Annotated in this window: 23 protein-coding genes and 2 pseudogenes; 22 read left to right on the forward strand and 3 right to left on the reverse strand. The window is 50.6% G+C overall.

Features of this window, described 5'->3' with window-relative positions:
• Positions 1-490 precede the first annotated feature (490 nt).
• From ACJ8KE_RS03445 to ACJ8KE_RS03540, 20 genes and pseudogenes are all read left to right on the forward strand, one after another.
• Positions 491-823 (forward strand): phage holin, lambda family, encoded by a 333-nt coding sequence (locus ACJ8KE_RS03445; protein ID WP_442517125.1) that lies wholly within the window; start codon positions 491-493, stop codon positions 821-823.
• Positions 807-1241 carry a lysozyme gene (locus ACJ8KE_RS03450; RefSeq protein ID WP_442517126.1) on the forward strand — a complete coding sequence of 145 codons (435 nt, stop codon included), beginning with the start codon at positions 807-809 and terminating at the stop codon, positions 1239-1241. Before ACJ8KE_RS03445 ends, ACJ8KE_RS03450 begins: the two co-directional genes overlap by 17 nt.
• Complete coding sequence (locus tag ACJ8KE_RS03455) at positions 1238-1705, forward strand: lysis protein (protein WP_442517127.1); 468 nt, start codon at positions 1238-1240, stop codon at positions 1703-1705. Before ACJ8KE_RS03450 ends, ACJ8KE_RS03455 begins: the two co-directional genes overlap by 4 nt.
• A 450-nt stretch (positions 1706-2155) precedes the next feature.
• Positions 2156-2428, forward strand: coding sequence for a DUF2560 family protein (locus ACJ8KE_RS03460; RefSeq protein ID WP_282676877.1), 273 nt, complete (start codon positions 2156-2158; stop codon positions 2426-2428).
• A 1-nt stretch (position 2429) separates the two neighbouring features.
• Positions 2430-2579 (forward strand): hypothetical protein, encoded by a 150-nt coding sequence (locus tag ACJ8KE_RS03465; RefSeq protein ID WP_442517128.1) that lies wholly within the window; start codon positions 2430-2432, stop codon positions 2577-2579.
• A complete protein-coding gene (locus tag ACJ8KE_RS03470) occupies positions 2579-2911 on the forward strand; it encodes a DUF1737 domain-containing protein (RefSeq protein WP_060441910.1) in 333 nt (110 codons plus the stop codon). Before ACJ8KE_RS03465 ends, ACJ8KE_RS03470 begins: the two co-directional genes overlap by 1 nt.
• Positions 2912-2913: 2 nt before the next feature.
• Complete coding sequence (locus ACJ8KE_RS03475) at positions 2914-3357, forward strand: hypothetical protein (RefSeq protein ID WP_060451870.1); 444 nt, start codon at positions 2914-2916, stop codon at positions 3355-3357.
• Positions 3354-4829, forward strand: a complete 1476-nt coding sequence (locus ACJ8KE_RS03480) for a PBSX family phage terminase large subunit (protein ID WP_442517129.1) — start codon at positions 3354-3356, stop codon at positions 4827-4829. The genes ACJ8KE_RS03475 and ACJ8KE_RS03480 overlap by 4 nt, the downstream gene beginning before the upstream one ends.
• A 2-nt stretch (positions 4830-4831) precedes the next feature.
• On the forward strand, positions 4832-6958 hold the full coding sequence (locus ACJ8KE_RS03485) for a portal protein (protein WP_442517130.1): 2127 nt from the start codon (positions 4832-4834) through the stop codon (positions 6956-6958).
• Positions 6959-6971: 13 nt separating this feature from the next.
• Positions 6972-7859 carry a phage capsid protein gene (locus tag ACJ8KE_RS03490; protein WP_442517131.1) on the forward strand — a complete coding sequence of 296 codons (888 nt, stop codon included), beginning with the start codon at positions 6972-6974 and terminating at the stop codon, positions 7857-7859.
• An 11-nt stretch (positions 7860-7870) separates the two neighbouring features.
• A complete protein-coding gene (locus ACJ8KE_RS03495) occupies positions 7871-9145 on the forward strand; it encodes a P22 phage major capsid protein family protein (protein WP_442517132.1) in 1275 nt (424 codons plus the stop codon).
• A 39-nt stretch (positions 9146-9184) separates the two neighbouring features.
• Positions 9185-9370 (forward strand): hypothetical protein, encoded by a 186-nt coding sequence (locus ACJ8KE_RS03500; protein ID WP_060446553.1) that lies wholly within the window; start codon positions 9185-9187, stop codon positions 9368-9370.
• Positions 9345-9827 carry a packaged DNA stabilization gp4 family protein gene (locus ACJ8KE_RS03505; RefSeq protein WP_442517133.1) on the forward strand — a complete coding sequence of 161 codons (483 nt, stop codon included), beginning with the start codon at positions 9345-9347 and terminating at the stop codon, positions 9825-9827. The genes ACJ8KE_RS03500 and ACJ8KE_RS03505 overlap by 26 nt, the downstream gene beginning before the upstream one ends.
• Positions 9828-9834: 7 nt before the next feature.
• Positions 9835-10224: pseudogene (locus ACJ8KE_RS03510) on the forward strand (packaged DNA stabilization protein); the annotation flags it as partial.
• A gap of 366 nt (positions 10225-10590) precedes the next feature.
• Positions 10591-11613: pseudogene (locus tag ACJ8KE_RS03515) on the forward strand (packaged DNA stabilization protein); the annotation flags it as partial.
• On the forward strand, positions 11613-12521 hold the full coding sequence (locus tag ACJ8KE_RS03520) for a phage tail protein (RefSeq protein WP_442517134.1): 909 nt from the start codon (positions 11613-11615) through the stop codon (positions 12519-12521). The pseudogene ACJ8KE_RS03515 and the gene ACJ8KE_RS03520, both read left to right, overlap by 1 nt.
• Entirely contained in the window at positions 12521-12979 is a 459-nt protein-coding gene (locus ACJ8KE_RS03525; RefSeq protein ID WP_442517135.1) for a DUF2824 family protein, read from the forward strand. Before ACJ8KE_RS03520 ends, ACJ8KE_RS03525 begins: the two co-directional genes overlap by 1 nt.
• A 55-nt stretch (positions 12980-13034) precedes the next feature.
• Positions 13035-13691 (forward strand): DNA transfer protein, encoded by a 657-nt coding sequence (locus tag ACJ8KE_RS03530; RefSeq protein ID WP_442517276.1) that lies wholly within the window; start codon positions 13035-13037, stop codon positions 13689-13691.
• Between the two features lie 9 nt (positions 13692-13700).
• On the forward strand, positions 13701-15167 hold the full coding sequence (locus tag ACJ8KE_RS03535) for a phage DNA ejection protein (RefSeq protein ID WP_442517136.1): 1467 nt from the start codon (positions 13701-13703) through the stop codon (positions 15165-15167).
• Positions 15167-16978 carry a DNA transfer protein gene (locus ACJ8KE_RS03540; RefSeq protein WP_442517277.1) on the forward strand — a complete coding sequence of 604 codons (1812 nt, stop codon included), beginning with the start codon at positions 15167-15169 and terminating at the stop codon, positions 16976-16978. The genes ACJ8KE_RS03535 and ACJ8KE_RS03540 overlap by 1 nt, the downstream gene beginning before the upstream one ends.
• Positions 16979-16999: 21 nt before the next feature.
• On the opposite strand, the gene ACJ8KE_RS03545 is transcribed toward ACJ8KE_RS03540, so the two are convergent.
• Positions 17000-17464, reverse strand: a complete 465-nt coding sequence (locus tag ACJ8KE_RS03545; protein ID WP_060429368.1) for a hypothetical protein — start codon at positions 17462-17464, stop codon at positions 17000-17002.
• Between the two features lie 37 nt (positions 17465-17501).
• The gene (locus tag ACJ8KE_RS03550; protein WP_060429367.1) at positions 17502-17753 is read right to left on the reverse strand and encodes an Arc family DNA-binding protein; all 252 of its coding nucleotides are present in this window, start codon (positions 17751-17753) and stop codon (positions 17502-17504) included.
• A 143-nt stretch (positions 17754-17896) separates the two neighbouring features.
• Here ACJ8KE_RS03550 and ACJ8KE_RS03555 point away from each other — a divergent pair, with 143 nt between their 5' ends.
• Both ACJ8KE_RS03555 and ACJ8KE_RS03560 read left to right on the forward strand, forming a co-directional pair.
• Entirely contained in the window at positions 17897-20107 is a 2211-nt protein-coding gene (locus ACJ8KE_RS03555; RefSeq protein WP_442517137.1) for a phage tailspike protein, read from the forward strand.
• A gap of 588 nt (positions 20108-20695) precedes the next feature.
• Entirely contained in the window at positions 20696-22714 is a 2019-nt protein-coding gene (locus tag ACJ8KE_RS03560; RefSeq protein ID WP_442517138.1) for a hypothetical protein, read from the forward strand.
• Positions 22715-22763: 49 nt separating this feature from the next.
• Here the strand turns inward: ACJ8KE_RS03560 and ACJ8KE_RS03565 are convergent, their stop codons facing one another.
• A complete protein-coding gene (locus ACJ8KE_RS03565) occupies positions 22764-23363 on the reverse strand; it encodes an FMN-dependent NADH-azoreductase (protein WP_097101836.1) in 600 nt (199 codons plus the stop codon).
• Positions 23364-23455: the final 92 nt, after the last annotated feature.

Below are 23455 nucleotides of genomic sequence, written 5' to 3' on the forward strand. Positions count from 1 at the left end.
GATCAGCGCCGGACACCACACAACATTTTAGCCTCGCCACCGTGCGGGGTTTTTGCATTTCATCCCCAGCCAACAGCGACACACTCCGTGGCATCCTCTTAGTAGCTGATCGTCTACGGCTGCGGGCTGAACCTTTGACTACAGCATAGCAATGTAAGGAACCCACCATGCTCAAATTACCTGAGCTCGTCCGGGCTGGTTTCGTGAGTTCGTCTCCTTGGTTGCTGGGCTTAATTCTCCTTTCTTATCTCGCTGCAGAGGTTAATTCGAGGATTAACTCGGCGGCCTACGCGTACCCGCGATCTGTCGTTTCATATGGCCTCGCAAGCGCAAAGACCGATGATGAAGTTATCTCCACTGTTGAACTGTGGAAGAAGGATGCATGGGGCGCTCAAATCGGCGCTCTCCGTGTTCTCTGTGATAACGACCGTGCATTCGTTGACTCGCTCGGCGGGGAGAGTGTAGGGGCTAGAGTATGCAGGATCGTCAAATGAATGAACGCGATGCAGGATTCTGGGTCGACGTTCTGAACGGCCTTAAAAACTCATGGCCGCAAATTCTTGGTTCAATGATGGCCGGGTTAATTTGCTATGGCCGATTAATTTACGATGGTGTAGAGCGAAAGAATCGCTGGATTGAGGGCGTCCTATGTGGCGCCCTTACTCTTTGCATTTCCAGTGCTCTCGATGTTGTTGGCCTCCCGATAAGCCTATCACCTTTCATTGGCGGGATGGTTGGGTGCATGGGGGTAGATAAGATCCGGAGTATCGCAATCAGCGCCATCAGCAAGCGAGTAGGTGCTAGTGATGAAAATCAGCAATAACGGTATCGACTTCCTGAAGCGCCAAGAGGGTGAAAAGCTCTCCGCATACAAAGATACGCGCGGGATCCCCACGATTGGCGTCGGTCATACTGGCTTGGTTGATGGAAAGCCTGTTGCAATGGGTATGACTATCTCGAAAGAGAAATCATCCGACCTGCTTCGCTTTGACCTGCAGTGGACTGAGCGAGCTATCAATTCGGCGAATGTCGCGCTGAACCAGAATCAATACGACGCGTTATGCAGTCTGGTGTTCAACATCGGCGCATCAGCATTCAACGGTTCAACACTGCTACGCAAGCTTAAGGTTGGAGATTATGCCGGTGCTGCAGATCAGTTCCTGCCATGGAAACGAGCAGGTAACGATCCGGATATTCTTCTTCCTCGCAGGCAGCGGGAACGTTCGCTGTTTCTGTCATGAACAGGCTAACAGCAATCGCTATTGGCCTTATCACTTGCCTGATAGTTTCGCTGGGATGGGCGGTTAACCATTACCGAGATAATGCCACCAAATACAAGCGTCAGCGCGATGAGAAAACTAATGCGCTGAATCAGGCCTCCGCCACCATCACTGATATGGAAACCAGGCGGCGCGATGTTGCTGCGCTGGATGCCAAATACACCCAGGAGTTAGCAGATGCAAAAGCTAAAAATGATGCTCTGCAGCGCAAGCTTGATAATGGTGGTCGGGTGCTCGTCAAAGGCAAGTGTTCTGTGCCCGCCACAACCGAAACCGCCAGCTCCTCCGGCATGGGCAATGATGGCGCCGTCGAACTCTCTTCAACTGCTGGACGAAACGTTCTCGGTATCAGATCCGGGATCGTCAGCGACCAAACAGCACTAAAAGCGCTGCAGGAATATATCAACACGCAGTGTTTGAAATGAATTCCCCCGACAAGGAATAAGACTGTGTTACCTAGCAGGAGGTGATCACGTCTTGGCAGCCGGAAAGACGGAAGTGGCGAGGCAACTCCGAGAGGTGTGGCTGATGCTGCGACTAACCCAATAGAAGAACTAGGAGAAAGAAAATGTTCGCACTGAAAATCATCACTGCCAACGGGAATGAAATCATTCACGCTGTTCAGGACCCAATCTTCCACCAAGCCAGTAACACGATCACGTTTCAGGGCTACGACAAACTAAGTAATTCAGTAACGCTTGGCGACGGACTAACAAGCGCGGGCGGGGACGTAGCTTATCTTATGAGCGACACCGGTTCTACATTAGCCACTTGGAGATTCAAAGCGCCTCATGGAGTTGCTGGCCAATGTGGATCATCGCTACAACCGATGCAATGTTAATCATTACAGAAGCCATTCCCGAGTGGCTTCGATAATGGCTTTTACCAAACAACTGGAGCCAATCATGGCGGATATTGTAGGAATGACTGACGTGCAAGCCATGAACCTTGAGCTTCTTCGGCTTGTTATGGGTGACACCACCGCAGCAGGAAAAGCAATCTCCTTTGTCGGCGGGGAAAGACTGAAGTACGAGCTATTCCGTGATGGATATTCGAACGCGACGAGCGATTCAGGCGTTGTATCTCGTACTGAGATAGCAATCAGAAAAGCCACAGAGGCTTTAGATTTATTCCCGACAGGAGTTTGAGATGCCACTGAAGAAAGGTAAGTCGAAAAAGGTCATCAGCGAGAACATCGCTACCGAAATTAAAGCAGGCAAGCCACAAGACCAGGCTATCGCCATTGCTATGAGCAAAGCCGGTAAAGGCAAGAAGAAATCAAAGAAAGGGGCTAAGTAATGGCAATCACATCCATGCAGACGGCAACCGCCGGTTCGGTAGCAAACCTAATTCCAGTGGTTAAGTCGCATATCGCAGCATCACGCTTTCCTCAAGGCGGTTTGGTTGGCGTTCATGCCACTCCTACCAAGACTGAATATTTCCAGGTTGTCGCAGCTGGCGGCACTACAGCAACTGACTACGACATCGTGGTTAGCTCTGACCGCGCTGACTTCACCATTAAGTGCAACGCTAAGATCGCCGCTGGCTTCCTGCCGCTGGGCGACATGAGCGTTATCCAGTTAACCCCTGGCCGTATGGTTGAATACGCTCAGGCATTCACTAAGGCGTAATTATGGCTCGCCCAACAAAGTATCAAGAGGCGTATGCCGAGCAGGCTCGCAAATTGTGCTTGCTGGGCTATACCGACGCCGAACTTGCTAGCTTCTTCGAGGTTAGCGAGGCAACGATCAACAACTGGAAGCTCGAACACCCTGAGTTTTTAGAGTCCATAAAAAAGGGAAAGGCTGTAGCTGATGGGGAAGTGGCAAGCACCCTGTTTAATAGGGCAATTGGCTACACGGCAAAAGAAAAGCGAGAAGAGAAAACCGCGGACGGGTTCAAAGAGGTGGATGCAGAGAAGCATGTACCTGGCGATGTCACGGCGATGATCTTCTGGCTTAAGAACAGACAGAAAGACAAGTGGAGAGAGAAGCAGGATGTTAACCATACATCCGATGACGGCTCCATGACACCAAAAGCGCCGGTGTATAACGTGGTGAAAAGCGAGACGCAATGACAGATCAATGCAGCATTCCTGAAGCGTTTGAGGAATACCTGCAGCCAGCCAGATTTAAAGTTGCTCATGGCGGCCGAGGTTCCGCCAAGACGCGAACGTTCATAACAATCCTCCTCAATAACGTCATCTATCACGGATGGAAGCTTATCTGTTTTCGCGAGTACATGAAGTCCATTAAGGAATCATGCTATGCGGAAATCGTTGAAGAGATCAATCGCCGAAACCTGCACTCACTGGTGACGGTTAATAAGACTGAAATATTCGCCAATAGCGGTGGGCGTATCAGCTTCGACTTCCTTCGGCTTAACGTGGAAAACATCAAGGGTTACGCAAACTTCGATGCCGCGCTTGTAGAGGAAGCTGAGAACGTATCCAAGGACTCATGGGAAACGCTTATCCCAACGGTACGTAAAGAGTATTACAGCGTTGAGTATGGGCGGATAGTTGAGTCAGAGATATGGGTGGCATACAACCCGAAAAACAGGCTCAGTGATACTCATCAGCGATTTGTTACCAATCGTATCTATCCAGACTATGACGAAAACGGGAATCGCTACTGCATCGTTAAGCAGATCAACTACACAGCCAATCCATGGTTCCCGGAAACTCTCCGCAGGGATATGGAGATTATGAAGAAGGCTAATCATGAGCTTTACCGGCATGTGTACCTCGGTGAGCCCGTGGGAGCGTCAGAGATGGCAATTATCAAGTTTGAATGGTTAGAGGCTGCAACTGACGCGCATATCAAACTCGGATGGAAAGCAAAAGGCGCGGTGATTGTTGCGCATGACCCATCAGATACGGGTCCAGACGCTAAGGGCTATGCGATGCGACATGGTTCAGTCGTTAAGCGCATTCAGGAAGGTATCCATATGGATATCAACGAAGGTGCGGACTGGGCTGCTGATTTGGCTATTAGTGACAACGCAGATCACTTCCTCTGGGATGGTGACGGCCTAGGCGCTGGATTGCGTCGCCAGGTTACTGACTCATTCGCCGGGAAGAAGATCACCGCGACCATGTTCAAGGGGAGCGAATCCCCTTTCGATGAGGATGCGCCGTATCAGTCCGGGGCGTGGGCTGATGAAGTGGTTCAGGGCGACAATATCCGCACAATCGGTGACGTGTTCCGCAACAAGCGTGCTCAGTTCTACTACACCCTGGCTGACAGGCTCTATCTGACGTACCGCGCCGTTGTTCACGGTGATTATGCAGACCCTGACAGCATGCTGAGCTTCGACAAGGAAGCTATCGGCGAGAAGATGCTGGAGAAGGCATTCGCTGAACTCACGCAGATCCAGCGCAAATTTAACGGTAACGGAAAGCTTGAGCTCATGACCAAGGTCGAGATGAAGCAGAAGCTCGGCATCCCGTCACCTAACCTGGCCGACTCCCTGATGATGTGCATGCATTGTCCGGCGATGGTGCCAGAAGAAACGGAAATCTACGTTCCCTCATCCTCCGGTTGGTAAACATGGCAGAGACATTAGAGAAAAAACATGAGCGCGTCATGCTCAGGTTTGACCGCGCCTATACGCCGCAGCAAGACGTGCGCGAAAAGTGCATCGAAGCTACGCGATTCGCTCGTGTCCCTGGCGGTCAATGGGAAGGAGCGACAGCAGCGGGAACCAAGCTTGACGACCAGTTCGAGAAATACCCGAAGTTCGAAATCAACAAAGTGGCCACTGAGCTTAACCGCATCATTGCCGAATATCGGAACAACCGCATCACTGTGAAGTTTCGCCCTGGCGATCGCGAAGCAAGCGAAGAGCTGGCAAACAAGCTGAATGGCCTGTTCCGCGCTGACTACGAGGAAACCGACGGCGGCGAGGCTTGCGATAACGCATTTGATGATGCTGCTACCGGTGGGTTTGGCTGCTTCCGCCTGACGTCGATGCTGGTCAATGAATACGACCCGATGGACGATCGCCAGCGCATTGCTATTGAGCCGATATACGACCCATCGCGCTCAGTGTGGTTTGACCCTGACGCGAAGAAGTACGACAAGTCTGATGCGCTGTGGGCGTTCTGCATGTATTCGCTCTCGCCAGAGAAGTACGAGGCTGAATACGGCAAGACTCCGCCGGCGTCACTAGATGTAACGACGATCTCCTCTTGGGAGTTTGACTGGTTCGAGCCAGAAGTCGTTTATATCGCCAAGTATTACGAAGTGCGCAAGGAATCGGTTGATGTTATCAGCTACCAGCAGCCGCTGACTGGGGAAATCGCTACTTACGACAGCGATCAAATCGAAGACATCGAGGATGAGCTTGCTGAGGCTGGATTCGTAGAGGTTGCGCGCCGTTCCGTGAAGCGTCGTCGCGTCTATGTGTCAGTGGTCGACGGTCAAAACTTCCTTGAGAAGCCGCGCCGCATTCCTGGTGAGCATATCCCGTTAATCCCGGTATATGGCAAGCGCTGGTTTATTGACGATATTGAGCGTGTCGAGGGACACATTGCCAAGGCTATGGACCCACAACGACTCTACAACCTGCAGGTATCGATGCTGGCCGACACTGCAGCTCAAGACCCAGGCCAGATTCCAATCGTCGGCATGGAGCAAATCAGAGGGCTCGAAAAGTACTGGGAAGCGCGCAACAAGAAGCGGCCAGCGTTCCTTCCTCTGCGCGAGATAAAGGATAAGGCAGGCAATATCATCGCCGGTGCTACGCCAGCAGGGTACACGCAACCAGCAGTGATGAACCAGGCATTGGCAGCGCTACTGCAGCAGACCAGCGCTGACATTCAGGAAGTGACCGGCGGAAGCCAGGCAATGCAGCAGATGCCGAGCAACGTAGCCCAGGAAACTGTTAACAACCTGATGAACCGCGCCGACATGGCGTCGTTCATCTACCTGGACAACATGGCCAAGAGCCTGAAGCGCGCCGGTGAAGTATGGCTGTCTATGGCTCGAGAGGTTTACGGCTCAGAGCGTGAAGTTCGCGTGGTTAACGAAGACGGCACCGATGACATCGCGCTGATGAATGCCCAGGTTGTTGATCGTCAAACTGGTCGGGTGGTTGCACTGAATGACCTATCGACTGGCCGCTATGACGTTACTGTTGATGTCGGTCCAAGCTATACGGCAAGACGTGATGCTACGGTGTCTGTGCTGACCAACGTCCTCAACTCCATGTTGCCAACCGACCCGATGAGACCAGCTATCCAAGGAATCATCATGGATAACCTGGACGGTGAAGGGCTGGAAGACTTCAAAGAGTTCAACCGCAAACAGCTTCTGACCTCTGGTATCGCCAAGCCGCGAAACCAGGAAGAGCAGCAGATTGTCCAGCAAGCGCAGATGGCAGCTCAGAGCCAGCCTAATCCTGAAATGGTCCTGGCACAGGCTCAAATGGTTGCAGCTGAGGCCGAGAACAAGAAGGCTGATAACGCAACTCGTGAAACCTTTATTAAAGCGTTCACAGCTCAGCAGGATGCCCAGGAAAGTCAGGCTAACGTTGTCTACAAGCTTTCCCAGGCACAGAACATCAACAAGAAAGGGGTTATGGATGCAATTCAGCTCCTGAACGACCTTCTTAAATCCCAGCAAGAACAAATCCCCACATCACCACAGTCACCGGCAGACTCAATGCCGAGTTAACCAGGAGTAATCAATGGAAAGCGAACTGATCATCGACGGTCAGGTTATTGACCTGTCTGAAAAACAGGAAGAAGCCGAAGAAGTAGTCACTGAAGCAAAGGAAAACCCTGAGGAGAAATCACAGGAAGAACCTGAGCAGAAAGAGAAAAAGGCCGAAAGTGAACAGCCCGAAGAGCAGCCAGAGGATTACTCACTGCAAATCGGTGATGAGGAAATTAGCCTCAACCCTGAAGAAGACGATCACATCGATGGGCAGCCAGCTCCTCAATGGGTGAAAGAGCTTCGCAAGGGCTTCAAAGAAACACAGAAAGAAAACCGGGAGCTACGCCGCCAGCTTGAGCAGATTCAATCCAAGCCAGCAGAAGCGCAGCAACCACATTCAGACGTTATCCCTCCAAAGCCGACCCTTGAGTCGTGCGAGTACGACGAAGCAGCGTTTGAGCAGGCGATGACTGATTGGCATGAGAAGAAAGGCCGTGCTGAGCAGGTTAAACAACAGCAGCAACGTCAGCAGCAGGAATTGCAGCAACGACTAACAGAGCGCCTTACGAAGCATCAGGAGCGAGCAGCAAAGCTTCCGGTGAAAGACTATCGCGAGATGGAAGATATCGTTCGCCAGGAGATTCCGGTTATCCAACAGGAAATCCTGATTCATGCCGCCGACGAAGGTTCTGAGCTCGTTGCTTATGCATTGGGCAAGAACCAACAACTACGCCAGCGTGTAGCCGCTGAGACAGACCCAATTCGCGCAGCATTCCTCTTAGGCCAGATTAGCCAGCAAGTGAAGTTGGCACCGAAGCCTAAGAAAGCCATCAAGCCAGAGCCGGAGGTTCGTGGTGGCGGCGCTGATGCGAAACAAGATGATTTCAACAAACTCTGCCCCGGCGCTAAAATCGAATAAGGAACAGCTAAATGGCTACCAATGATTTAAACAGTAACGTCAGTCAAATCGTCCTGAAAAAATTCCTGCCTAGTTTCATGTCCGACCTGGTATTGGCAAAAACCGTAGATCGCCAATTGCTGGCTGGAGAAATCAACTCCAACACCGGCGATAGCGTAAGCTTCAAACGCCCGCATCAGTTCTCATCGCTGCGCACTCCTACCGGCGACATCTCCGGTCAATCGAAGAACAACCTGATCTCCGGCAAAGCAACTGGCCGCGTTGGCAACTACATCACTGTTGCCGTCGAGTATCAGCAACTGGAAGAAGCTATCAAGCTGAACCAGCTGGAAGAAATCCTGGCTCCGGTTAGACAGCGCATCGTAACTGACCTGGAGACTGAGCTGGCCAAGTTCATGATGAACAACGGCGCACTGGCTCTGGGCAGCCCCAACACCCCGATCAACAAATGGTCTGATGTGGCTCAAACCGCATCCTTCCTGAAGGATTTGGGTGTGGTTGAGGGTGAGAACTATGCGGTAATGGATCCGTGGTCTGCCCAACGACTGGCAGACGCGCAATCTGGTCTGCACGCAGCCGACCAACTGGTTCGCACCGCCTGGGAAAATGCGCAGATCTCCACTAACTTCGGCGGCATCCGCGCGCTGATGTCTAACGGCCTGGCATCCCGTACGCAAGGTGCATTCGGTGGCACGCTGACAGTGCAAACCGCTCCGACCGTGACCTATAACGCGGTGAAAGACACCTACCAGTTCCAGGTGACATTGACCGGCGCTACCGCATCTGTAACCGGCTTCCTGAAAGCTGGCGACCAGATTAAGTTCACCAACACCTACTGGCTGCAGCAGCAGAGCAAGCAAGTGCTTTATAACGGCTCTGCACCTATCAGCTTCACTGCAACCGTTCTGGCCGATGCAAACTCCACCGCCGGTGGCGCGGTTACGGTTACGCTGTCCGGCGTGCCGATTTACGACACCACCAATCCACAATACAACGCAGTTAACCGCCAGGTTGCCGCGGGTGATGCGGTGACTGTAATCGGTACTGCAAGCCAGACCATGAAGCCGAACCTGTTCTACAACAAGTTCTTCTGCGGCCTGGGCACCATTCCTCTGCCAAAACTGAACAGCATCGACTCTGCAGTAGCAACTTACGAAGGCTTCTCTATCCGTGTACACAAATACTCGGACGGCGACGCCAACGTGCAGAAAATGCGTTTCGACCTACTGCCAGCCTACGTGTGCTTCAACCCACACATGGGTGGCCAGTTCTTCGGCAATCCGTAATCAAGAGGGGCTTCGGCCCCTTTATTTTTTGGAGGCGAAATGGATCGCATGAGCATCTTTATGGCTGCCGATAACGACGCTGGCCATGTTCAGGCTGTAATCGCAGAGAAAGACTTCCCAATTTACGAAAAGCTCGGCTTTGTGGCTTCCGTTGACGACATCAAGCCGGTTGTTAAACGTGGGCGTAAGGCGGCTGACAATGGCAACGACTCTGACAAAGGGTGAGATCGTCTTATTCGCTCTCAGAAAACCCGCAGTAGCTTCAAACGCAACTCTGACTGATGTAGAGCCTCAATCTGTCGAGGATGCCATTCATGATCTCGAAGACATGATGGCCGAGTGGATGATCAATCCCGGCAACGTCGGTTACTTGTTCGCGGCGGATGGCGAGGAGCCGTTACCAGACGATGACTCTGGACTGCCGCGCAAATACAAGCATGCAGTTGGCTATCAGCTAATACTTCGCATGCTGTCTGATTATGGTGTAGAGCCATCTCCTCAAGTTCTGACTAATGCTCAGCGCTCATATGATGCGTTGCTGACCGACACGCTTGTTGTTCCATCAATGCATCGTCGTGGGGATTTCCCGCTTGGGCAGGGCAACAAATACGACGTGTTTACCATCGACAGATATTACCCTGGCGATCTTCCGCCGATTGACGGCGACATTCCCAATCAGTAGGTGACTCATGCCAATCCAACAGCTTCCATTAGCCAAAGGCCTTGGCAAAGACTACCGCAATTCTGATTACGTCGATTTGCTGCCTGTAAATATGCTGGCGACGCCGAAAGAAGTCTTGAATGCATCTGGATACCTTCGATCTTTCCCCGGCTTAGAAAAGCGCTCAGACGTTGCTGGAGTGTCTCGCGGGGCCGAATTCAATACGGTCAACAGCAGCGTTTATCGAGTTGCCGGTGAGCGCATTTACAAAGCTGGCGTAGAAGTAGGGAGTGTTACTGGTAGCTCACGGGTGAGCATGGCTCATAGCTCTACAAGCCAGGCTGTAGCGGCTAATGGCGTACTGACCATGTATCGCTATGACGGAACAGTTAAAACGCTTCAGAACTGGCCTGAAGAGGTTATCACGCCACCTAAAAGCAACCCCGTTAAAGACTGGGTATCAACAAGCGGAACAGCGGCAAATAACAAATTTAGTGTCACTGCAGAAAACGCAGTTGGGACATTCCTGATAAAGGTCACTCCAAAAACCTCGACCGGCGTCTCGGGGGCTCTGATGCAAATCACCGAGGATATGTGGTCAGCTGACCAGTCTCAGCCTGTATCAACTACCGCGCCATATATCACCAATCTAAAGGTTACTGGCGTACCGAATGCAGGGACGGATGTCACTATCGAGTACACGCTCAATATTCCTGTTGGGGTGGCAGGGACAAACGCAAGTGAATTTGTTGCAACTCAGGAAATTGGTGAGGTAGTCACAAAATACCCACAATACGATATCGGCAGCGTTCGTGATGCATGCCGGGCGCGAGGTCGATATATCTGGGTTAAGGATGGGACTCAGACATTCGGAGTTACCGATCTCGAAGACGAATCACACCCAGACAGATTTCGGCCATTTTACACCGCTGAAAGCCAGCCTGATGGAATCATAGGGTGCGGAATCTGGCGTGACTTTGTCGTTATGTTCGGCTCATCAACCATCGAGTTCTTCTCTCTTACCGGCTCCGCCGAGACAACAGCAGCAATCTACATTGCCCAGCCTTCACTCATGGTTAATAAGGGGATCGCCGGTACATATTGCAAGACTGAATTTGGCGATTCATTTGCATTCATCAGTAGCCAGGCTACCGGAGCGCCATCGATTTACATGGTTAGCAACGGCCAGGCATCTCCAATAGCCTCGGCTACCGTTGAGAAGGTATTGCGCGGATACACGGCCGACGAGCTTTCAACGGGTGTGCTAGAGGCAACCAGATTCGATGGTCATGAGATTCTAATCGTCCATCTTCCAAGGCACGTTATGTGCTATGACGCAGCGGCCGCACAGAATGGGGCTCAGTGGTGCATCCTCAAGACAGGGCTGTCAGACATGGTTCATCGTTCCATCGATTATATGTTCGAAGGTAACGAGATAACTGTTGGTGACAAGATATCCGCAATCACCGGGAGGCTTATTTTTGATGCCTCATCGCAATATGGCTCACAAGCAGAGCACCTGCTTTACACCCCCATGTTTAAGGCTGATGGCGCGAGAGTTTTTGATTTTGAGCTGGAAGCGTCAACCGGCGTTTCTCAAGTAGCAGAGAGGCTATTCATCTCCGCAACTGCCGACGGAATTAATTACGGCAGAGAGCAAATGGTAGGCAGCAATGCTCCATTCATCTACGACAAGCGAGTCATCTGGCGAAGAATTGGCCGCATCAGAAAGAATATCGGCTTCAAGGTTAGGGTTGTTACCAAATCACCTGTGACTCTGAGCGGATGCTCGATAAGGCTGGAATAATGGCTGACGATAACCTAAAAAACCCGGTAGTCATCCAGGCTACACGCATCGACGCAACTCTACTTCCGCGCAACATATTCTCTCAACCCTACCTGCTGTATGTAATTCAGCAGGGCATGGACTTCGGCCTTGTTGCCAATAAGGCCAATGAGGCTGGGCAGGGAGCTTATGATGCCCAGAAAAAGAATGATGAGCAGGATGCGATGCTGGAAGATCACGAAGTTCGCATTACTGCTGCAGAAGAGAAACTGGTTGACCATGAACAGCGAATCACTGCAGCAGAAGCGAAACTCGTCAACCATGAAATTCGCATTACGGCAGCCGAGGAAACTCTTGTTAACCATGAATCAAGGATAACGGCCAACGAAGCTGAGCTTGCCGATCATGAAACGCGAATAACGCAGAACACGACAAACATCTCCGGCCTAACCGTTCGCATGGTGACAGCAGAGAACAACATCACATCACTGCAGACCAATGTTGCATCACTTACTACCCGCGTTACGACTGCAGAGGGGAATATAACTACTCTGCAGGGCAAGGTTTCGACCATTGAAACCAACTATGTTTCCAAAGCCGTCTCAACCAGCCAGTCAGTGCAAGCGTCCGGCGGTTCGTTCCTCGTAGGCAATGTCGCAACACCAACCACCGACAAGTTGCAAGTGGGCGGCAGTGTGAACGCAGTTTCGTACAAGGTAGCAGGCATTCAGGTTGTCGGAGCTCAGCGAACAGGATGGACGGCTGCAACCGGCACGGCTTATCGCGGAGCCTTCGACGCCAACCAGGCATGGACGATTGGAATTCTCGACGTCGTTCAGATTCAGCAGATCGCCAACTCACTTACGCAGGCACGTCAGCGCATTAAGGCGCTCGAGGATGATCTGAGAGCACACGGGTTGATTAACTAATGATTGAGTTCAAACCAACGAGAAACATCGACCTGATTGAGGCCGTAGGAAACCATTCCGACATCATCGCTGGCAGTAACAACGGTGACGGATTCGATTATCAGCCCGGACATCGTTATTTCGAGGTGCATGTGCATGGCCAGTTCGGCGGCATCATCTACTTTCACGAAATTCAGCCGATGACCTTCGACTGCCACGCGATGTATCTGAAAGAGGCGCGAGGATTCAGCCAGAAAATAGGGTTGGCATTCTGGCGTTTCATCCTGGCGAACTTCAACGTGCAATGCGTTACCTCATTCGCCGCGCGCAAATTCCGGCATGGTCAGATTTACTGCACGATGCTCGGCCTCAAGCGCGTTGGCACTATCAAGAAATACTTCAAAGGCGTTGATGACGTCACTTTCTATTCCGCTACTCGCGACGAGCTGACGGAGTTCCTGGAACAGCACTCCAAATAGGAATAACGCTATGTTTGATGTTTTTGAAAACAGCCGCTGCGGAAACTCCAAGCGGATGAAAGAAAGCCGTATGCGCAAAGGCGGCAAAGGTGGCGGCGGCGGCGATGGCGGCGCTGGCGCACAAGCCGATGCAATCAATAAGCAAACTGAACTTCAGCGAGAACAATGGCAAACGGTAATGAACAACCTTGCGCCATTTACGCCGATGGCGATGAAGTATGTAACAGGACTTCAAAATCTATCATCTCTTGAAGGTCAGCAATCCGCGCTGAACGATTACTACAACTCTGGCCAATACAAAGACCTCGCCAATCAGGCTCGATACCAGCAACTGGCGTCAGCGGAAGCAACAGGCGGACTTGGCAGCACGGCTACCAGCAACGGATTAGCAACGATCGCCCCTACGCTGGGGCAGAACTGGCTTTCAGGCCAGATGAATAACTATCAGAACCTGGCAAACATTGGCCTCGGTGCGCTGCAGGGGCAGGCTAATGCAGGGCAAACCTATGCGAATAACATGGGCGGTCTATATCAGCAACAGGCAGCCCTGGCTGCAGCACAAGCAAACAGACCATCTGGCGCTCAGCAGGCCATTGGCGGTCTGGCTGGAGGCGGCATTCTTGGTGGAGGAATCGCCAGCGCATTAGGAACTTCAACACCGTGGGGAGCTGGCATTGGTGCCGGGCTTGGGCTGATCGGGTCATTATTCTAAGGAGGCATCATGGCTACCTGGCAACAGGGTATAAACGCTGGAGGGTTTCTCGGCGGAATTGGCAGGGAAAACACCAACGCACCGCAAGCTAGCGATGTAAACACTGCGCTTGGTCTGATCCGAGACAACAATGACATCGCCAGATCAGGCGCGAATAACGTTGCTCTTACAGGCCTGCGCGGGCTAGCGGGCGTAGCTGACATCTACAGCCAACAGAAGCAACAAGAAGCCCAGAATTCCTTTAATCAAGCGCATGCAGAGGCATGGAAAACTGGCGACATATCTTTGCTTCGTGATTTCGCAGCAGCAAACCCGGCATTTGTTGCGCAGGCTCAGCAAGCTTTCTCCGGAATTAAGGATCAGCAACGTAATGAACTAGGTGATTTGGCCATGCGGGCAAACGTAGCCTTGTCACAAGGGCCAGAGGTCTACAGTAAATTCGTCTCAGATAACAAAAGCAGTCTTCAGGCGGTGGGTGCTAATCCTGACTGGATGATCCAGACCGGAGTGCAAAACCCAGACCAACTATCACACATGCTTACAACCATGAGTATGGGAGCATTGGGTCCGGAGAAGGCTTTTGATGTGATGGATAAGCAAGAAGGTCGCAGGCTTGAGCAGGGCCGACTGGATGAAAGCGTGCGCAGCAATCAGGCTAGCGAAGCCAATACGATTCGTGGGCAGAACATCACGATGCGTGGTCAGGATATTAGCGCGCAGAACTCAATGCGCAGCGCCGGCGGCGCAGTTCCAGCCAGCGTTAGAGAATATCAGTACTTCAACAGCCTTTCCCCTGAGCAGCAGCAAACATATCTGCGAGTCAGGGGACGGCCGGGTGGTGGTGCTGACAACACAGTCCAGTTATCGGATGGCAGAACCGTAACCGTGTCAGGGAAGTTACACGGCCAAGGTGCCAATGCATTCTATGAAGGCAAGGATGATAACGGGAATATGGTTCGAGTACCTGCCAGCGCCATCTCAGCCCCGCCGACATCTGCAGCAAGCGCGCAAAACTACGCGATGCGTAAGGATATTGATGCGATCGCCAATGCAGATTCTAGTCAGCTTGACTTCATGACTGGCGTTACTGGCGGAGCAGGAACCCCATCGGTTGATGCAGAATTAAGGAGCAGGCTTCCAGGAAATAAAGATCAGCGACAACTTTATAATGCATCAAGACGGATTCAGGGTCGCATGCAGAACCAAGGCGTAGCGGCGGCAAGGGACATGGGGGCGAGTGGGATTAATACCGTCGCAGAGGCGAAAATGTACTTCCAGGGAATGCCACAGGTTGACTACTCAAGCCCTGCATCTATGCAACAGTCTCTGCGAGATATCCAAGAATATACAGACAACTACAATCAGCAATACCAAGTAAATGTTGGCGGTAAACGTCAGCCATCAAGTCAACAGGCAGCAACAACTCCTGCAGGAACTCACACCACTAAATCAGGCATTCAGTTCAAGGTGGAATGATGAAAGTTACGGCAAATGGGAAGACGTTTACCTTTCCTGACGGCACCAGCACTGAAGATATCGGATCCGCTATTGATGAGTACTTTGCTGGCCAAACAACTCCTGCGCAACAGAGCTCGACACTAGAAACGCCTGCCGCTCAACCGACTAATCCAGTAAATAATGCCCCTTCAATGCTGGATAACGCAGAGCAAGCGGCGCGTGGCTTGGTAAATATCCCATTCGACGTTCTGCAGGGTGGCGCAAGCCTAATTAACGCTATCAGCCAAGGGCTAGGAGGGCCTAAGGTTCTTGATGATGTTTACCGGCCTGTAGATCGCCCAACCGATCCATATGCGCAAGCCGGTGAGGCCATTGGCGGCTATTTAACCCCAGGTCTGGGGATGGCAGGCAACATGGCACTTGGTTCGCTAGCAGAAGCTGGCAATCAAGATGGCGATTTTGCTCAAAATGCTGCTACCAATGCAGCAGTTAACCTTGGCGCGCAAGGCTTATTGTCTGCGGCAGCGAAGGGCATTGGCCGAGGAATTACCGCCGTTAGAGGCGATATTGCTCCGGAGGCAAGGCAGATCATCGATAGCGCCGAGAGTATGGGGGTAACCCCTATGACTTCCGATGTGGCAAGGCCTGTTGGTGAGATGGGGGCGTTAGGTAAAGGGCTTGTCCAGGGCGGAGAGGGCGCTTTGCTCGGAACTGGGTCACAAAGGGCTCAGCAGTATGCCAGCCGTAGCAATCTCGTCAGGAACTACCTTGACCGATTCGGCGAGTATAACCCTGATGATGTTGTTAACTCGCTTACTTCAACCCTACGCAGTAGGAAGGATGCTGCAGGTTCGGCGATTAATAACATCACGCAGAAGATGGGTAGCGCCCCAGTTGATACCACCAATACCATCAATGCGCTGAACACGGCCATTGCTCGTCAGGAGAGGCTGGGGACTTCTGCAAATCAAGGGCTACTTAACTCCCTGAAAAACCTAAGAGGGGAAGTAGAAGGCGGTAACGTTGATTTTGACTTACTAAGGCAGCATCGGACAGCATTTAGATCAAACGTCCAAGGCGATGCAATGGTCTTCCCAAACCAAGCTAAAGCAGCTACCAATATGGTAGAAAATGCAATGAGTCGCGATCTGCGCAAAGCCGTTGGTAATTCACTCGGTGCGCAGGATGCGGTTTCATACGTGAAAGCCAACTCCGACTATGCCAATGTATTTAATAAGGTGCTTAATAAACGGATTGCTAACACCCTGAACCAGGCCAGCAGAGATGCCACACCTGAGCTGATAAACTCTGTTGTCTATAGTCGCAAGCCGTCAGATATTCAGCGTATATGGGGAGCTCTTGACCAGAAGGGCAAAGACGCTATGCGTGCTGCATATATCAGCAAGATTTCTGAGAAGGTAGGTGATTCTCCGGCGAAATTTATCACGGAGGTTAATAAGCTGAAGTCTCAGTCTGGCGGCGAAATATACGGCACAATTTTCAGCGGAAGGCATATGAAAGAGCTTGATGCCCTTCACGATGTTTTGCGGGCTACATCTCGCGCAGACGCGGCTAATGTAGTTACGCAAACAGGGCAGTCACTGGCAAATCCAATCAGGATAGGTGCTGCACTTCCATCGATGGGAACATCGCTGGCCGCAGAAGCGGGTTATGGCCTAATGACCAGGGTTTATGAGAGCAAGCCAGTGCGCAATATGTTATTGCGCCTGGCTGCCACTAAGGCAGGAACTCCTGCATATGAAAAAGCTTTAAACCAGGCGGCAGTGGCTGTTAGGCCATTGTTATCTAACCAAGCGACTCAACAGTAGTACTAAGGAGCCATGAATGGTTTATCTGAACTTGTTCCACGGCCCCCCGGAATATGATTTGTTTTCACATTGAACTCCGGCAACCATCCCATCATTCAAGTAAGCAGATGCATAGCTACATATTTCTCCAGCCACATGATGGAAATTTATACTTCCGTGCATGTCAGTAGTTGTGGAGTATACTGAGTAATCTTCGCCAACTTTTATGATCGCATGCTGGTCAGTATCCCCGATAAACCATAGGCTTAACTTGCTCTCTTTCCCAAAGTCATCTCTAGTGTAAATCCATGGGGTGTGTGATGATGCAAATGGGATCGCCTTGTCAAATATTTCCGCCTCTCTTGACTGCTTGTCGAAATTATTTTTCACAACATCAATGGTGAGCCAACCCAACGAAAGAATAAAAATAGCTATTATTGAAAAAGCAATCCATTTCAAAACTCTTTTTATATCTTTGTAGATTAAATTTTGTTGCTGATCGCTCACGTAATCCTCCTGTTTTTCACTAAGCATAGCATGGGGGTTATTCGTCTTTTCGATAAATCGTGGTTAACGTTTCGACCACAACCCTTTTGAACTGCTCGGCGTGTTCATGCGCCAAGCGTTCTGCATCATCGCGAAATCCCTTTATCTTGGCTGGTTTCGCTAGTTCTCTCTCGATTATCAGCACGATTTCTGCATTTAGCGATCGGCAATTAGATTTTGCTCTCTGCTTTATCTTGCTGTGTATTTCTTTTGGCAGCCTCAGATGAAATTGCCTTTCTAACTTCTCCATGCGAACCCCTTTCCGATGGGCGGATCGGGATCGTATTGGTATAGCCCAAGACCATCAATAGTACCACTTTGGTGCTGAGACTCACACAACCAAACTACCGCAAGCCTTGCCTTGTGGGGATTACTCACGCCTGGAGAAAATAAATGGCTAATCCCGTTATCCCAACTGCAGTAGTCGCGCTGCCGTATACCCCATTTACTGCAGCTCGAAAGTTTGCTGCGGTTGCAAACGGTAAAGTGTATCTGGGGAAGGTGGATACCGACCCGACCATCCCAGAAAACCAGATCCCCGTGTTCCTGGAAAACGAAGACGGCTCGTTTGTCCCAGCTGCTCAGCCGTTAAAGCTGAATGCTGGCGGATTCCTGGTAAACAATGATCAGATCGCCAAGTTTGTTGTAACAGAGCGCCATGCGATCGCCGTATATGACACTTTCGGCGTGCAACAATTTTACATTCCAGATGCGACGAGATACACCGAAGGCAGCGGCGGGGATACCTCTATTTTCGGCAGAACGCTGCGAGTTCCAGAGCCATTCATTCCTGTATTGCCACCGGCCGCGTCGAGAGCCAACAAGGTTATGGGGTTTGATAGCCTTGGCAATCCCATTGGCGTCCTTCCTCAAACTGGCAGTGGCACGGAACTGGCCATCGACCTGGCAAACAAAAGCGACCCATTCAAGGGCGCGGCTATGGTCGGATATAAAAAGACTACGGTAGCGGCTGTTCTCGATACAATTTCAAGCGTGAAGATCTCGCAGACGACCAGTAATGGCATGTATTCGGCATGGCCGCAAGGGAAGGTGTTCAGCCACAACAACCAGGCATACTGCCTTTTCAACGTTGGCGCCTCTCACAGTAGTTCGCCGCTAAGTGTTTATCAGCAGATTTCACAGGACGGAGTTACATGGACGCGCTTAGCTCCTAGAATCTCAGCATCAAATACAGATCTGGCTACGTGGCCGCAAGGCGTATCTGCGTGGGGTGCTGGTTCAGATGGCACTAATATATGGTGTGCGGCACGATTCCGCCGTGTATCAGATGAGTCGCAATCCAAGTGTGTGCTTTATAAGAGCGTCAACAATGGATCGGTATATACACCTGTTTTAGACCCAATACCTTTATACGATTCTAACGGCTGGGCACCGGTTTTGATTCACTCCTTTGCCGTTTTACCTAATGGCAAGCTAGCTTTCGGATACCACATGTATGACTCGGAAGTCGGTATTGCTACGATCGACCCGGTTACCCTGGAGGTAGTAAAAAACGCTATTTTCTCCAAGGAGAATATCGGCGGAACTCCGATGCTGGTAGAACCGACGATCCGTGTATATGGCACTCGTACAGTGGGGTTCTTGCGCACCCAGAATAACTCAGTTCGCAAAGCCGTGATGTGGTACAGCGATGACAACTGCCAGACGTTCACGACACGAGAAGTAGATGGGGTTCCAAACCAATCCCCGGTATCACTGATTAGCTACCAAGGTAATACATACATCTTCTACTGCGGGCGCTATCGCAATGGCAATAGCAACAGTGCATTGACAGATAGTCCGTTGCTCACGATGCGCGTAGGTACTGACAACGACGCTGTGAACATGGCATGGGAAAACTTTGTTGAGATTCCCGTCGCTGCAGTTCCGGCTATGTACAACGATGCTGGCCCATCAGGCACTGGCGTGCAGGATGTATGCGTGCGCGGATCTAAGATTGTAGTTTGCTTATCGGCAAACATGGGTGCAAACGTTGATCAGGCTGAGATTTTCTCAGTCACATTCGACATGAGTGATCGCAGGAAAAGCAACTTCTTCCTTTCTGAAGAGTCCTTTACAAACTCAAACAGAGCCACCGATTTTTCTGCCAACTACCTTTATGGGAATGTAAACATTATCACCGTTGGCAGCGTCGCTGGCACTCTGCGCATGAACGGCCAAGTAGTTATTCAGGATCAGGATACAGCGGTGCGCTGGGGTTCAGTAAGTGGGGCTGCAAGCAAGACACATGCGTTTAACAATGGTCCTATGCCTGCGTATCTAACAGTTGGGGCGAGTAGCTCTGATGTATTGTTATGGGGGAGCTCAGGTGTAACAGAAATACGGGCAGGGACTGCTTTAGCCAATGCATCTATTAAGATGGATGTTGCAACAAAACGAATCACCATAACCAACCCTAACAACGTAAATGGCGTGGCTCTGGAGGCGAATGGCACGATAACGTTCAGCGCTAACTGGCAGCATCCGATCAAGATAGATGGCGGCTCTCAACAGACATACGAGTGGGTATCTGGGACAGGAAATAAGATGTACAAGAAAGGAACTCCGCCGACATCTGACAGCGACGGAACCATTTTGTATTGATGTTCAGATTAACTTCCGTTAGCGGCTTGGAAGCTGCCGGCGGAAGTTATCTTGGACAGAATTTAGACATGGATGTTTTACATCTATTGATACGGGTTTCATAACTTCTTCGTCATGGGGCATGCATGGGGCAAAAAATTACCGCAAAGCAACTCAGAGCACCCTAATGCTGCGAATCAGTTTGCGGTAATGCATTGCTAAAAGCCTAGAAACTACTTACATCAACTAGCTGCCTGTTTCTATCTCCTCATATTATGAATATGCCGGTGTGATACTACGCGACATCAGCGTGGTTTCACCTGCTGAAAGCGGCCTGACTGGGAGGTGGTAGGCCGCTTTATGGCTTTAACCCTTTCTTATCTGTGCTTACACCTCTCTGTATATAGCGATATAGCGCTCCCCATTTTTATCGTAAACACCCATTATTCGGTCAATAGCGGATTTCCCCGTTTGGCAGCGGTCCTGTAGTACCTGAAACAGCGGTCATAACTCTGTGACTCTGAGAATTCTTGATACGTTCATAATACGGCACGCTGCCGTAGTCTGCGCTCGTTATTTCCATTCTTCTGAATCTACACCGAGGTGTTTATGAATAATTTAAGTGCCGCTGCCACCGTAATTAATGATACTGATGTAACTTCGCAATTAGGCAGCATTAATAATGGCTATACCAATGTGCATGCGCAACTTGGCGTGACGCTATCGCGATTCGGAGCCGATCCTACGGGCAATACCGATTGTCGTGAAATATTTCAGCAGGCATTGGATTATGCGGCGACAACGCAGCATAAAACCGTCTGGATCGATGGAACCTTTCTTATTACCGGCGATGTTTCGTTAAAAGTGCCTGTTGGGGTCACCGTCAGAGGTTATCGAACTGGGCGAAATCAAAGCATAATGACAGCTGGTTTTAATCCTAAAGCTGAACCTTCGGTGTTGTTAGTGCGTACAAAGCCAGCAACACAGGGGGAACCAGGAACCAATCTATTCGAATGTACAATCAGTCCTTCATTTGATGGCTTCGTGATCTATTACGATGAACAGCCAAAGAATATCACCGATCCGGCAATGTTTATTCAGTATGGTTATACTTTTCACACCGTAGGGCGTTCATGTTCAGTTACTAACATTCTATATGCTGGTGCCTGGAATTTTTTCTCGCAGCAAGGTGAGGCGCCGTTCTGCCAAAACATTTATGGTTTTGCTTATGGCATCGATTTTCATGTGGAGAAGTGCGCCGATGTAGGGGTTTTTGATAATATTCATTGCAATCCGAATGTTGTTCGGCCTAATTTTAGTACTATCACCGCAGCGGCTAAGCTGGAAACAAGCATTATGTTTGATTTTTCAGAGCATGACGGCATGATGCTGAGCAATATTCATGGTTTTGGTAAAGGAGTTGTGTTCAATAATGATCAAAAAGGGACCACGCGGCTAATGACCCTGTCAGGTAGCAATTTTCTTTTTGATAAATGTGGCACTCTCGTGAATTCGAATGCTTCTGGTGCAAGAATTGTGGACTTCTTTGGCGGAACATTCATTCATGACTATGCACGCTTAAAGGGCATGATGACGCTAAGTAACTCGACCCAAACACAGATAGCGCAATATTATCTCAATGGATGGAAATTCCAACTGGGTTCTCCCTTACTGGGGGAAAGCACTGACACCTTCTTTTACTTTGCTGACCCTGCGGGTTGCAGCTTGATTCTGAACTCAGCGATTTTGCCATCAAAGGGAACATTAGAATTAAATAACCCATTAAAAAGCAATATGATGAATGGTGACATTACCATCGGAAGTCGGCGGATTAATCTTGAAAGAACCTATGGTAATTATATTCCCAATTCCCGCTTGCTGACTGTTGACCAGAATAACGGGATGCCTGTGGGTTTTAATATTTCCGGTAACGGTGTTAAGGTTGTTGCGCAAGAGGTGACAAGCAGTAATACTGCGACGTCCTATTATTCCGGATTATTAAATAGGACCTTTGATGTCAACCAGACCGGTACGATGACCGTTATGGCTTATGCAACTGCTATCGGCGATTCTCCGGGTATCCGGGTGACGGCAACCGATGATAACTATACTGAGGCGACAAAAATAGAGAAGAAAATCCCGTGGACGATTGAAGGTGGCTATTATGTGGCGCGTATTACCATTGAAAGCACCCCTCTTTATTCTATTTGGGATATCTGCTGTGCAGCGCCATCGATATCGGGCGGCGCATTGCGGATGCATAGTGTGTCGTTGATACCTTCACCGGTATTTAACTACTCGTCTGAATTGAGAGAGCCGCCTTTATTAAAGTCACAGGTGGGTAGTATGGCAACAACGATGTTGCTTCAAGTGAACACGCCTACGATGCTTCAACGTTCAGTGTGGGGGAAAACAAGTGGAGTAGCCAGAGTTTATTTAAAAACTGACACCACGGTTGCGATATTTACATTATATAAATTGAAAGATAGTGAACCTGTCACTGTCGTTAAAGATGTTTACTATCAAGGTGGTGATGATGTTTTAAATCTTACGTGGCCCACTGGCGGCCGCTTAACACTTTCAAGCAGCGCCGGTGGGAATATACAAATACGCATTGATGGCGCTTAGGAAAATAAATTAGGCAATGGACTGCCTTCATCCTATTGATATTTTTGCGTCAGCCCACTAACTCCACGATCCGCTGGTGGGCATTCGCCAGCCCCTGCGCGAGGCCGTGCGGTCTCATATCCAGCCCTTCGGCATAGATAAATTGCACGTCGCCGATCCCCATCAACCCCAGCACCGAACGCAGGTAGGGCGTTACGGCATCGGTCGGATGCCCGGCGTGCATGCCGCCGCGTGAACTGAATACCAGCGCATTGACGCCTTCCACCAGCCCCACCGGGTAGGTGGCGGTATAGTTGAAGGTCATCCGGGCGCGGGCCACCAGATCGAACCAGTTTTTCAGCTGGGTCGGGACGTTGAGGTTGTACATTGGCGCGCCGAGCAGCAGCAGATCGCTCTCTTTCAGTTCGGCAATCAGCCGGTCGGAGAGCGCCACCGCCGCTTTGGCGCGTGGGCTGATGTTTTCCGCGCCGCGCAGCGCACCGAACAGCTCGCCGTCCAATACCGGCAGAGCCAACGCCGTCAGATCGTGTTCGACGATCCGATCTTCGTGTCCTTTCGCCTTACGCGCCGCCAGATAGCGGTCAATCAGGTTATTGGTCTGCGAGTCATTTCCCATAATGCTGGATTTGAGTACCAGTATTTTTTTCATGCTGTTGTCCTCTGACGGTCATCTGTGGTTTTCACCGGGGATTCGGAATGACTGCAGGTTATCATTGCTTGATGTTCACCAGTGGTGATAGG

The sequence above is a fragment of the Serratia sp. CY56464 genome (genome assembly GCF_052168435.1).
Taxonomy (GTDB): Bacteria; Pseudomonadota; Gammaproteobacteria; order Enterobacterales; family Enterobacteriaceae; genus Serratia; species Serratia marcescens.